13 protein-coding genes are annotated in these 13096 nt (G+C 43.2%); all 13 read right to left on the reverse strand.

Annotated elements, in window-relative coordinates:
• Positions 1-9 precede the first annotated feature (9 nt).
• Entirely contained in the window at positions 10-1338 is a 1329-nt protein-coding gene (locus C6W18_RS11690) for a dihydrolipoamide acetyltransferase family protein (protein ID WP_105927654.1), read from the reverse strand.
• Between the two features lie 17 nt (positions 1339-1355).
• Complete coding sequence (locus tag C6W18_RS11695; RefSeq protein ID WP_034281944.1) at positions 1356-2336, reverse strand: alpha-ketoacid dehydrogenase subunit beta; 981 nt, start codon at positions 2334-2336, stop codon at positions 1356-1358.
• A gap of 31 nt (positions 2337-2367) precedes the next feature.
• Positions 2368-3351, reverse strand: a complete 984-nt coding sequence (gene pdhA, locus C6W18_RS11700) for a pyruvate dehydrogenase (acetyl-transferring) E1 component subunit alpha (RefSeq protein WP_105927655.1) — start codon at positions 3349-3351, stop codon at positions 2368-2370.
• A 182-nt stretch (positions 3352-3533) separates the two neighbouring features.
• Positions 3534-4565, reverse strand: a complete 1032-nt coding sequence (locus C6W18_RS11705) for an alcohol dehydrogenase catalytic domain-containing protein (protein ID WP_105927656.1) — start codon at positions 4563-4565, stop codon at positions 3534-3536.
• Positions 4562-5008 carry a hypothetical protein gene (locus tag C6W18_RS11710; RefSeq protein ID WP_105927657.1) on the reverse strand — a complete coding sequence of 149 codons (447 nt, stop codon included), beginning with the start codon at positions 5006-5008 and terminating at the stop codon, positions 4562-4564. Before C6W18_RS11710 ends, C6W18_RS11705 begins: the two co-directional genes overlap by 4 nt.
• A gap of 62 nt (positions 5009-5070) precedes the next feature.
• Positions 5071-5349 carry a PTS sugar transporter subunit IIB gene (locus C6W18_RS11715; RefSeq protein ID WP_003212259.1) on the reverse strand — a complete coding sequence of 93 codons (279 nt, stop codon included), beginning with the start codon at positions 5347-5349 and terminating at the stop codon, positions 5071-5073.
• Positions 5350-5368: 19 nt separating this feature from the next.
• Positions 5369-6742: a PTS galactitol transporter subunit IIC gene (locus C6W18_RS11720; RefSeq protein ID WP_034322301.1), complete on the reverse strand. Its 1374-nt coding sequence runs from the start codon at positions 6740-6742 to the stop codon at positions 5369-5371.
• A gap of 53 nt (positions 6743-6795) precedes the next feature.
• Positions 6796-7263, reverse strand: coding sequence for a PTS sugar transporter subunit IIA (locus C6W18_RS11725; RefSeq protein ID WP_105927658.1), 468 nt, complete (start codon positions 7261-7263; stop codon positions 6796-6798).
• A 239-nt stretch (positions 7264-7502) separates the two neighbouring features.
• Positions 7503-8234 (reverse strand): sulfate/molybdate ABC transporter ATP-binding protein, encoded by a 732-nt coding sequence (locus tag C6W18_RS11730; protein WP_189318082.1) that lies wholly within the window; start codon positions 8232-8234, stop codon positions 7503-7505.
• Positions 8235-8249: 15 nt separating this feature from the next.
• On the reverse strand, positions 8250-9119 hold the full coding sequence (gene cysW / locus C6W18_RS11735) for a sulfate ABC transporter permease subunit CysW (RefSeq protein ID WP_105927897.1): 870 nt from the start codon (positions 9117-9119) through the stop codon (positions 8250-8252).
• A gap of 5 nt (positions 9120-9124) precedes the next feature.
• A complete protein-coding gene (cysT, locus tag C6W18_RS11740; RefSeq protein ID WP_034322306.1) occupies positions 9125-9970 on the reverse strand; it encodes a sulfate ABC transporter permease subunit CysT in 846 nt (281 codons plus the stop codon).
• Between the two features lie 11 nt (positions 9971-9981).
• Positions 9982-11019 (reverse strand): sulfate ABC transporter substrate-binding protein, encoded by a 1038-nt coding sequence (locus tag C6W18_RS11745; RefSeq protein WP_034322308.1) that lies wholly within the window; start codon positions 11017-11019, stop codon positions 9982-9984.
• A gap of 259 nt (positions 11020-11278) precedes the next feature.
• Positions 11279-13033: a gamma-glutamyltransferase gene (gene ggt / locus C6W18_RS11750; protein ID WP_105927660.1), complete on the reverse strand. Its 1755-nt coding sequence runs from the start codon at positions 13031-13033 to the stop codon at positions 11279-11281.
• Positions 13034-13096: the final 63 nt, after the last annotated feature.

Raw genomic sequence — 13096 nt, forward strand, 5'->3', positions numbered from 1 at the left:
ATTCATCTCCTACATTAGCAATTCAAATGGTTGTTCAAGCACTTTTTTAAGGTCTGTTAAAAAGGCAGCCGCTGGTGCGCCATCTACGACTCGGTGATCAAACGATAAACTGACTCCCATCATTGGCCGCACCTGAATTTCTCCATCTATCACAACAGGTTTTTCTTGAATGCGCCCAACACCTAAGATCGCCACTTCTGGCTGATTAATAATTGGGGTAAAGGTATCAATGGCATACATACCTAAGTTACTAATGGTAAATGTCGACCCTTTCAGCTGGTCTGGGAGCAGTTTTTGGTCACGTGCGTTTCGGCCAATTTCTTTTGCCTCTTTTGTCAGCTGTTTTAATCCTTTTTCGTTCGCATGAGAAATGACTGGAACCATTAAGCCGTCTTTCACAGCAACAGCGAGACCAATGTGCACATTGTCATGGAAATGGAGCTCATTTTGTTCAAACGTCATATTGATTTGCGGGTGGCGCGTAAGGACATTGCTGACTGCATGAATGATGATTTCTGTAAACGATAATCTGTAGCCTGTCTCTTTTTCGATCGCCGGTAACAGCTGCTTACGCACTTCTTTCGCTTTTGTCATATCGATTTCACTTGTTAATGTCACGTGCGGTGCTGTAAAGGCACTTTGTGACATGCGATCAGCGATCACTTTTCTCATGCCAGCTAGTTTTTGTGTTTTCACTGGAGCAGAGTCTGCCTTTTGTACAGCTGCTGCTTTCACATCACTCTTCATGATTTTTCCGTGAGCGCCAGATCCAGCAACTGCCGCTAAATCGATTCCTTCACGCGCAGCGACTTTTTCTGCAAGCGGTGACACGCGCTGATCTTGCTCATCAGTATTGACGACTGCTTCGACATCCCGCTTTTGAATTCTACCTTTTGGTCCTGTGCCAGATACCTCGTGAATCGGCACATGGTGATCCTTTGCCGTTTTTCTCGCCGCAGGCGTGGCACGTACTTTTTCATCAGAGTTTGTTTCGGCTTCAGCTTCAGTAGAACCAGATGAAGCAGATTCTACTGATGATTCACCGCTGCCCGAAGAATCTTCATCTGCTTGTGCAGGCGGCTCGCTTGGCACCTGTTCATTTGCCTCTCCAATATAGCCAATGACAGCATTGACAGGAATTTGATCATCGGCTTCATAGTATTTCTTCAGAAAAATGCCATCATCATAGGCTTCCACCTCGATATTGATCTTGTCTGTCATAATTTCAAAAAGAGGCTCACCGATTTCAACCGAATCTCCTTCTTCTTTCAACCATTGAAGCAAGGTACCGATCTCCATCGTACTGCTTAGCTTCGGCATAAATATCTCTTTTGGCATGATCTTCTCCCCTTTATTTAAGAGCGCACAAGCTCTTTTGCTGCTTCAATAATATCTGGCACTTGTGGAATGACCGCTTTTTCGAGCGTTGGGTTATAAGGTATTGGTACCGCAAGACCGCCAAGTCGTTTAATAGGAGCATCTAAGTAGTCAAAGGCTTCACTTTCCGCTATCATACTCGCAATCTCTCCGCCGTAGCCGCCTCGTTTTACTGCTTCATGAACGACGATACATTTACCCGTTTTCTTCACAGATTCGATAATGGTTTCTTCATCTAAAGGTACGAGTGTTCTTGGATCAATAATTTCGACATCGATTCCTTCTGCTTCTAATTCCTTCGCCGCTTCTAATGCTTTATGCACCATAATAGCTGTTGCTACAATCGTGACGTCCTTCCCGCTTCTTTTCACATCCGCTTTCCCTAGAGGAATCGAATACTGCTCTTCTGGCACTTCACCGATTGTTTTATATAAAAGCTTGTGCTCGTAGAAAATGACAGGGTTGTCATCATCCATTGCTGCCTTTAAAAGTCCTTTTGCATCATAAGCTGTTGAAGGCTGAACTACCTTTAGTCCCGGGATATGAGCCATCCACGCTTCTAGGCTTTGTGAGTGCTGCGCTGCGGCACCCGTTCCAGAGCCTGCTGGTGTTCTCACAACAAGCGGCACCTTTCCTTTTCCGCCAAACATGTAACGTGTTTTGGCCGCTTGGTTGACAAGCTGATCCATAGCGATGGTGATAAAGTCAGAGAATTGAAGTTCTAAAATTGGACGCATGCCTGTCAAAGCCGCTCCGACTGCGCCTCCTGCGATGGCAGCCTCTGAGATCGGTGTATTGCGTACGCGCTCTGGACCGAATTCTTCAATCATGCCGCGCGTGACCCCAAAAGCGCCTCCATATACGCCGATATCTTCACCTAAAATGAAGACATCTTGGTTTTCTCTCATTTCCTGACTCATAGCCTCTCGAACGGCTTCTAAATATGAAATCTCTCTCACTGTTGTTTTTGTCACGTGATTCCCCTCCTAATTAGGCGTATACATCCTCTAATAATGTGTCAATTGACGGTTCTTTACTGTTTTTAGCAAATTCGACAGATGCTTCGATCTCCTGTTTCGCTTCTTCCTGCAAGCTTGCTGCCTGCTCCTCTGTCAAAACATTTAGATCAATTAAGAGTGACTTAAAGCGTTTGATTCCGTCTTTTTGTCTCCATTCCGTTTCTTCTTCACGTGTACGGTATTTTTTCGCATCACTCTTTGAGTGGCCCTTCCAGCGATACGTTTTCATTTCAATGAGTGACGGACCTTCTCCATCTCTTGCTCGGCTGACCGCTTCATCTACTGTGTTCATGATCTCGACCATGTCATTTCCATCAACAGTTTTTCCTGGCATCCCGTAGCTCTTTGCTCTTGTTGAAATGTCTTCAATGTTGATCATTTCTTTCACAGGACCAGACATGCCGTATTGGTTGTTTTCACAAATAAACACAACAGGTAAATCCCAAATGGATGCAAGGTTTAACGCTTCATGGAAGCTGCCTTCATTTGTTGCACCATCTCCGAAGAAACAAAGGACAACATAGCCTTCCTGCTTCATTTTAGATGTCAGCGCTGCGCCTGTTGCAAGCGGGATACCGCCACCAACGATTCCATTTGCTCCAAGATTCCCTTTTTCTAAGTCGGCAATATGCATCGAGCCGCCTTTTCCTTTGCAATAGCCGGTTTCACGTCCAAACAGTTCAGCCATCATTTTATTGACCTCTGCGCCTTTTGCAATACAATGTCCATGTCCACGGTGTGTGCTGATGATCTTATCTTCATCCTTTAACACGGCAATAGAACCAACAGCTGACGCTTCCTGTCCAACACATAAATGAGTCGTTCCATGAATGAGTCCTTTTGCAAAGAATTGATCGACCTTTTCATCAAAATATCGCACTAACCACATTTGTTTATATAAATCTGCTAATTTCTCATGACTAATTTGTTCAGGCAAAGTGATTTGTTTTTGCATTTCTTCTCTCCCCTTTACATTTGTTCTTATGTGTTACATTTGTAATTATCATACGTTTAAGTCTCATTGAAGTCAAGCATTTCTGTTTGATTTTTAAGCGTTTTCATCTTTTATCAGAAAAAAAGAGAAAGGCAAAGCCCTTTTCCAAAGAACTTCTCTTTCTCTTTCAATCTCATACGTTCTCATTCATCTGGATACATCATGATTTTGACGCTCTCACCTTCAGGATGCCTCGCGCATTCTATCGCCTGAAGCAGCTGACTTAAAGGATAACGATGCGTCACCATCTTTTCTGTGTGAACCACCTTCGCCTTCAGAAGCTGAAGCGCTTCATCATAATGATACGGATGCGAAGAATAGGCCCCCACTACTTTCACTTCGTCATGGAAAAATCGCTCAGCCGGAATGGCGACATCTCCTTTAGGAAAGTGCGCAAATACCAAAATCGTCCCGCCTCTAGCTACTGCTTGAAACGCCTCTTTTAAAAGTGCACTGCTCCCAACAGAAATAATGACGAGATCTGCCCCTTTTCCATCTGTTTCTTTCATGACCCGTTTTTCCACTGGCTCAGCTGCTGGATGGAAAGCGACATCTGCACCTAAATTTCTCGCTTGAAGCAGCCGGTTCTGATTCACATCCGTTATCATCACTTTTCCAGCTAAATAATATTTGGCGAGCTGTAATTGAATACAGCCAATTTGTCCCGCCCCAAGGATCAGTACAGAATCTCCAGGATGAACAGGCGCTCGTTCAAACCCATGCAGGCAGCAGGCAACTGGTTCGACCATGGCCCCTTGCTCATATGAGACGCCATGCGGGAGCTTACCCATAGTGTGCTTTACGTGTAAAGCAGGAACACGGATATATTCTGAAAAACCGCCTGGATCTACATTTGTGGCTGAAAACTGCGGACACATTGTATAAAAACCTCTTTGACAAAAGTCACAGGTGAAACAAGGAACATGATGTGCTACATATACCCTATCTCCCGTTTGGACATGTGTCACTTGACTGCCGGTCTCGACAATATCACCGGCAATTTCATGTCCGAGCACCGTCCCAGGAGGTACCGTCTCATGTGTTGCTTTGTAAATATCCGTCCCGCATAAGCCGCAGGCACGCATCCTTAAAAGAACTTCATCATCACCAATCGCAGGCCGCTCCCTCTCCTCATAACGAATGTCCTCTGAAGAATAAAAGACAGCTGATTTCATGTAGCTGCATCCTCCTTTTCATCACATTTCGCAAGACCCTGTAAAGTTTGAACAAGCTGTTTGTATTCACTCATCTCACTTGATATCCAGTAACGTCCCCCGAATATTCGCGCCTGTCCCACTCTGACATATACTTTTCCGATATGGGGATATGGCTTTAAAAACAGTTTTCCTTTGATATCGGATACAGAATATGTGTGCCATCTGCCAAAAGCACCTATCTTCAGCTCATCTCGACTAATGATGACGTTCGTCGGCTGATTCAGCCCCGTGAAGCTAGAAAGCATCAGAATAGGCAGCGTATAAACACCTAACACAGCTAACGGTTCAGGTCCTGCCGACATTAAGGTATAAAGAGACCAGAGAAAAAACAGACAGATGAGCAGGGCCGGAAGAAAAATAGAAAACACCGCAGACGTTCGGCTATAAGCATGCTGCTGCATGAGACTCCCTCCTTTCAGGTGACATGGAAGGAGCTACAAAAGCTCCTCCATGCAAACATCGTTTACTTAATATGATCAATGATTTTCTCAATATCATCTTCAATGCCAAATCCAGTTAAAAAAGATAATGTTTGAATCACAGGAGTCCCTTTTGTATCACTTACAGGCGTTGTCGTTACAATTAAATCGGCGCCCTCCGCCTTTTGCGGTACCTCAGAAGCCTTACATTGTTCAACCACGACATCGTATCCTTTTTCCTTTAATGTCTCTTCTACCTTTTTTGCAACAACCGTTGATGTTGCAACTGCTGTTCCGCACGATACCAATATTTTCTTTGCCATAAGAATCCCTCCAGCTTGTTTATTGGTCTTTCTGATCTAAGCCCATTTCTTTTGCATACTGCTTTTTAATATCATTTCGCACCCAGTACCATAGAAGCGCATAAGCCAGGGCACACACAATCGCTGCAATAAAGTACGGGTTGCTCGGATCAAGAAGTCTCACCATGATCCAAGGAATGACGTGAGAACCTAGATCAATACCAGAAATCATGTTTGCCCCTTCTGGGAAATCAAAGCCTACTGCTTTCCCCATTGTTGTCGCAAGTGGTGCGAGATTCGTTGCGATGAAGAAGACAATCATTAATGTAAAAATACTGTTAATGAGGCCGCGAATAATATTTCCACGAGCGGCTGCAACTGCCCATACAACCGTAAATGGCAGAACCGATAAATCCGCAAATGGCAGCATGCCATTGTAAGGAAGAACAACAGCGAGCAAAATCGTAATCGGCACCATCAAAAGGGCTACGGCCATATTCGCCGGATGACCGATTACAATCGCTGTATCTAAGCCAATATAGACATTTTTTCCAGGGAAACGCTTTTGAATATAAGATCGAGCGCCCTCAGAGATTGGAATAAGTCCTTCCATTAACAAAGCAACCATTCTTGGCATTAACACAAGAACTGCTGCCATTTGAATGCCAAGAGTCATGACGCCTTTCGCATCATAGCCGCCAAGAAGACCAATAATGATACCAAGTATGAGACCCATCACGAGCGGTTCGCCAAAAATGCCAAAACGTTTCTTCAATGTTTCTGGATCAGCATGAATTTTGTTTAAACCAGGGATTTTATCAATGATACGGTTTGACGCATACATGAGCGGCGCGAAGTTGACCGTTTCAGCATGAGCCATCGATACGCCTTTTAATCCGAAATGGTGTTCAATTGTTGGTGCCGTCCAATCGGCTAATTTAAGCGTAATTGCAGAGACGATCAAGCCAACTGCAAGGGCCAAGAACATATTATGATAAGCGTAGTAAGTAACAGAGGCCGCAAAAATCAAATGCCAGAAATTCCAAATATCCACATTCAGTGTTTTCGTAAAGTTAACGGACAACAAGATGACATTTAACAATAGCACAAGAGGAATCATCAAAGGGGCAACAGGTGTACCAAACGAAATTGCGGCTCCAATCGGCCAGCCGACATCCAAAATATCGAGCTTTAACCCAAGGGAATTGACCATGGCTTTTGCTGCTGGTCCAAGACCGCTCACAAGCAAATTAATGACAAGGTTGACACCGACAAAGCCAATTCCGATTGTGATACCGGCCCGGAAGGATTTCTTAAAGCCTTGCCTTAAAACCATACCGAAAATCGTCATAATAATCGGGAGCATAATAGTTGGCCCAAGGTCTAATATAAAATCGACGGCTTGCTTGATCATACATCCACCTCCTGATTTTTTCAGATAAAGCGCTTACATTATTTCACGAAAGACTATTGGTTTAATTCTTGTTGAAGGACATCCACAGCTTCTTCATACGATGTCATGTGAGATAACTTATTCATCACGTCTTCTTTTCTAAAAAGCGTCATGAGCTTTTCTAACATCACAAGCTGCTTACTAGGTTCAGAGATTGCAAGGACGAACACAATTTTGGCTTGCACTGTTTCATCAGGGCTTCCCATCTTATGAAAAATGACAGGTTCCTTTAATGTCGCTACACTGATCGCCGGTTTGTTCACATGTTCAGGATCTGTATGCGGAATTGCCACTCCAAAGGTCGCCAGAGGCAGGCCTGTGGGATATGTTTTTTCTCTTTCAAGCACTGCTGGTAGAAAGCTCGATTTAATATATCCTCCAGCTTCTAACCGTTCTGCTAAATATGCCGTCACCTCCTCTCTCGAAGATGCTTCGTACTGCAGCTTAATTAGCTCCTTATCTAATTCAAACAAGTTGTTCAAACAACCACCTCTTTCATTTGGTATAAACATGAACACATGTAATAAAAAGAAAGAACATTTTAGAGTAGAACCTTTTATAAAGCGCTCACAAATACTCACCCTTAAAAATGTTCAATGTTGTTACCTTTGTAAAGATATTATAATATTCGAAATTATAAGTCAATGTTCCTAGGAAAATTTTTATAAAAAAAGATGCAGCGAATGCTGCACCCTTCCCTTTGAACCTCCTACACCTCTTATTAAATATAGCTTCCTATATCTAAAAATTCGGATACAAATAGATTGTCTGTTTGCTCCGCCATTTCTTGCTTTGTCCCGATCTTTTCGATTCTGCCTTCATTCATGACCACGACACGATCAGCAATATCGAACGCCTCTTCTTGATCATGTGTCACAAAGATGGTTGTCATCTGAAATTCTCGATGGACTTTTTTGAGCCAATGTCTTAATTCTTTCCTCACCTTCGTATCTAGAGCGCCAAAAGGTTCATCTAATAGGAGCGCCTTCGGTTTGACCGCAAGTGCGCGCGCTAGCGCTACACGCTGCTTTTGTCCACCTGACAGCTGCTCTGGATAACGCTGCTCATACTGCGTTAACTGAACGACTTCTAACAGCTCATGCACACGTTCTTTGATAGACTCTTTTGACAGTCGTTCCCGCTTTGGTTTTACCCTCAGGCCATACGCAACGTTATCAAATACTGTCATATTTTGAAAAAGTGCATATTGCTGGAACACAAAACCGATCTGCCGCTTTCGCACAGGAATATGAGTATAATCCTGATCTCCAAATAAAATCTGCCCGTTATTTGCATAGTCAAGTCCTGCAATAATTCTCAATAAAGTCGTCTTTCCAGAGCCAGATGGTCCTAGTAAAGATATCAATTCACCATTTCCAATAGACAAATCCACGTTTTGCAACACCTTTGTCTGCCCAAATTGTTTTGATATTTGTTTCGCTGTAATGCCCAAGGCTGATCCCTCCATTTATTTTGAACGCTTGCCAAGCCGATGATCCATCTGTTGAATGATTTGCTTGATCATTAATGTAATGACCGCAACAAACGCCATGAGAGAAGCCACGGCAAAAGCAGCTTGGAATTGGTACTCATTGTATAAGATTTCAATATGAAGCGGCATCGTATTGGTCATACCGCGAATATGACCTGATACAACCGACACTGCACCAAATTCACCAATCGCCCTTGCCCCTGCTAAAATGACGCCGTAAAAAAGTGCCCATTTGATATTTGGCAGTGTCACGAGAAAAAAAGTCTTCCACCCATTTGCACCAAGCGTGAGCGATGCTTCCTCCTCATGAATGCCTTCATTTTGCATAAACGGGATTAACTCTCTTGCAATAAACGGAAATGTGACAAATATGGTCGCGAGGATCATGCCTGGTACAGAATAAATGACTTTCCATCCATTTGCTAAAAGCCATGGACCTAAAAGTCCGTTTGAGCCAAATAAAAGAACAAATACAAGTCCAGCTATCACAGGTGAAACTGCAAACGGGAGGTCAATCACAGTCGTTAACAAACGTTTTCCGCGGAAATTAAATTTTGTGAAGAGCCATGCAGCGCTGACTCCAAAGATGATTTGAAGCGGCAGTGTGATGATCACAATGAAGACGGTCAATTTGATTGCCGCAAGTGTATCTGGATGTGAAACAGCCAGAAGATAAGAACTCCACCCTTTCTCAAATGCCTTTGAAAACACGGCAATCAGCGGCATGAGTAAAAACAAAATCAAAAAGGTATACACAATGGTAATAAAAATGATCTTTACCGTCTTTGATTCCGTCACAGGACTTTTAAATTTGGTGTGATGCTGATGACTAAGCTCTCTCTCCAATTGTTTCACCTCACGTCCACTTGTTTTTTCCGCTCAACATACCACTGAATCCCGTGAATCAATATCAGGATGAAAAACGAAAGGAGCAGCATCAAGCACGCAATTGCTGCTGCACCATGATAATCATACTGTTCAAGCTTTGACATGATCATCAGCGGTGTAATTTCTGTTTTAAACGGAATATTTCCAGCAATAAACACAACGGAGCCATATTCACCCAGTGCTCTTGCAAACGCAAGAGAAAAGCCTGTTATAATCGCTGGAAACATGGCGGGTAGCAGCACATGAAAAAAGGTCTGGCTTCTTGTTGCACCAAGGATCGCCGCAGCCTCTTCCACTTCATGCTGCAGTCCTTCTATCACCGGCTGAACCGTTCTAATGACAAATGGAATGCCGATAAAAATAAGTGCCAAAATAATCCCTAACGGTGTGTAAGCCACCTTTACATGCAAAAATTGACCAATCCAACCATTCGGAGAATAAAGGGTTGTGAGAGCAATACCTGCAACAGCCGTTGGGAGAGCAAATGGCAAGTCTATGAGAGCATCCAAGATTTTCTTTCCAGGAAAAGAGTACCTGGTGAGAACCCAGGCGATCAATACACCAAATCCCGCATTGATGAGTGCGGCTGCAAAGGAAGTCGTCACAGTTAGCTGCAACGACTTCAATACTCTTGCATCGCTAAAGACCTTCCAAATGCCTTCTACTCCTAATGAAGCCGTCCAGATCAATACCATAGATAAAGGAATCACCACAATCGCACTCACATAAACGAGCGTCACCCCAAGGCTCAGCCCAAATCCAGGCAATACATTTTTTCTTTTATTGGTGGCAGCATGTGCTTTCCTCATCACGTCGCCCCCTATTTTTGTCCGCTATAAATTTGATCAAATAATCCACCATCATCAAAAAATCTTTTTTGTGCCTGTCGCCATCCGCCAAATGCCTGATCAATTGTCACCATATCAATTTTTTTAAACTGGTCTTTATATTTGTTTAACACTTCTTGATTTCTAGGCCGATAATAGTTTTTCGCCGCAATTTCCTGCCCTTTTTTAGAATACAAATAATCTAGATAAGCCTTTGCCACTTTCTCCGTTCCTTTACGCTTCACATTTTGATCGACAACGGCAACGGGTGGCTCTGCTAGAATACTTATGGATGGGCTGACAATTTCAAATTTGTCTTTGCCTAATTCATGCAGTGTCAAATAGGCTTCATTTTCCCATGCAATTAACACATCACCAAGACCGCGTTCGACAAAGGTAGTTGTGGCTCCACGGGCGCCTGAATCAAGGACCTCGACATGTTCATATAGCTTTTTGACAAAATCCTTTGTTTTTTCTTCATCGCCATGAAATGTTTTATCGGCATATGCCCATGCGGCTAAGTAATTCCACCTTGCACCGCCGGACGTCTTTGGATTCGGCGTAATGATAGACACGCCTGGTTGAATCAAGTCATCCCAGTCTTTAATATTTTTGGGATTTCCTTTCTTCACAAGAAACACAATAGTAGACGTATAGGGAGTTGACTCGTTGGGAAATTCCTTTTGCCAATCCTTTGAAAGAAGTCCACGATCTGCAATCGCATCAATGTCATATCCAAGCGCAAGTGTTGCCACATCTGCCTCGAGTCCATCAATAATCGATCTCCCCTGTTTTCCCGATCCTCCGTGAGACTGCTGAATGGTCACATCGTCACCGGTTTTGTCTTTCCAGTAAGTCTGAAAGGCTTGATTGTAATCCTGATACAATTCACGTGTAGGATCATACGAAACATTTAACAGCTCAACCTTACCTTTTTGATTTGAGGCTTCGTTTGCGTTTGAGCATGCAACACTCGTCACAGTCAAGATCAATATGGTGGTCACGATCGAGACCCATTTCCACTTTTTCACGTTATCCCGCTCCCCTGTTCTCAAATAATAGTGACACCAACCTTGCCGTTTCATACGCAAAAAAGGCCCTTAGCCATTGAAATACATACAGTCCTGTACTTCAAATGCCAAGAGCCTTCGGTTGTCCGATCAGCTATATATGATTGATGTTAGTCTATATATTATTCAAACTATTCACAGGTGTCAACTATGTTTTTCTTTTTGTTTAGACAAAAAAAGAAACGTCATCTTCAAGAGACGCTTCTTTTCCCGGGAAATGTTATTGATTTGCAGATAGCTTTAAATTGACACCAACAGCGGTTCCATTTCTAGTTGAATCAGCTACTCCAGTAAATGTCCCTGCTTTTCGATCAATTAGAAGAGCTTGCACGTTTCCTATATCAATAGGCGAACTGCCAAAACGGTGCCCCATATCATTTAACTTTGTCCTCACATCGAGGGGGACACCTACTTCATAGCGGTAAGAAGTTAAACTGTTTGTATAAATCCTTGGTTCTTCGACCGCATCCTGAAGCTCCATGTCAAATTCAAGCAAATTCAGGATCGTCTGTGAAACAGAAGCAATAATCGTGGTTCCTCCAGGTGACCCAACGGTCATGACAGGCTCTCCATCTTTAAAAATAATCGTTGGCGTCATACTTGATAATGGACGTTTATTTGGCTGCACTTCATTTGCGCCGCCAGGCCTTGCATCAAAATCCGTGAGTTCATTATTTAAGAAAAAACCATACTCGGGGACAAGAATCCCTGTACCAAATAACTGTTCAATGGTTGTTGTAAATGACACAACATTTCCCCACTGATCTGCAACAGTAAAATGGGTGGTCTCACCAATGGTTTTATCTTCTGGCTGAGGAACAATTGGGGATGGATTTTTTTCATCCTCATATGCCCATGGATCTCCTTCTTTCGGGTTTTGAATCATTTGATCTAATTGAATGAGAGAGGCTCTTTCTGAAATGTAATCATCGTCTAATAGTCCTTTTAGTGGAACATCTACGAATTCGGGGTCGCCGGCATATGCGGCTCGGTCAGCATAGGAGAGATGCATTGTTTCAGCAAGTAGCTGATATTTTTCGAACGATTTGGGGTCATATTGAGATAGGTTAAAGTGGTCAAGTATTTTAAGGATTTGTAGCATAAACACCCCGCCCGAGCTTGGTGGAGGCATACTTGCAAGCTGGTACCCTTTATAGTCTCCCCAGATTGGCTTGTCAGTCTTGACTTCATAATGACTAATGTCATCTGTTGTCATCGTACCACCAAAATCTTGGACCGTATTTGCGAGTGCCTTCGCTACTTTTCCTTCATAAAACGCCTTACTTCCTTTTTTCGCAATCAGTTTAAATGTTTTTGCAAGACCTGGCTGAACAAGCAGATCTCCTTCTTTGAGCGGTTGATCATCTGGAAGAAAAATTGGCGCTGCAGCCGTTTTTTTCAATTTTTCTTGATGATCTTCAATGGCTTTTGCAAGGACCGAATCAATTTGAAATCCATCCTCTGCCAGTTGAATAGAAGGTTTAATCAATTCCTTCATAGAACGAGTCCCCCACTTATCTAATGCTGCCTCAAGACCTTTTACTGTCCCGGGAACACCAACTGCATTACCATGTGTGGATCTCTCAGCGAATGGGATGACTTTACCCTCATCAGTTAAAAACATGTCAGGTGTTGCGCCCTGAGGTGCCCGCTCTCTACTATTGATGATGGAAGTTTCTTTTGTCTTCCCATCATAAACCATCATAAATCCTCCGCCGCCGATTCCAGACATCATTGGCTCTGTCACATTCAGTGCGTAATGGATGGCAACAGCAGCATCAACTGCGTTTCCACCTTTTTTCAATACATCAGCACCAACTTCTGATGCCAGTGGATGAGCTGTGGCCACCATGCCATCTTTGCCAACAGCTACTTTATTCCCATGTGTTTCATTTGCAGTGACTTGACTGACAGGTAGGAAAAACGAGAAAACAAACAGACATATGGACAAAACAGTTAGAGAAATGCGTTTCATAAACAACACCCCTTCCATATTCTTACTTTGACATTACCTACTTCTTGACCAGAATACAATAGA

It is taken from the genome of Bacillus sp. LLTC93, assembly GCF_002993125.1.
Lineage (GTDB): Bacteria > Bacillota > Bacilli > Bacillales > Bacillaceae > Bacillus > Bacillus zhangzhouensis.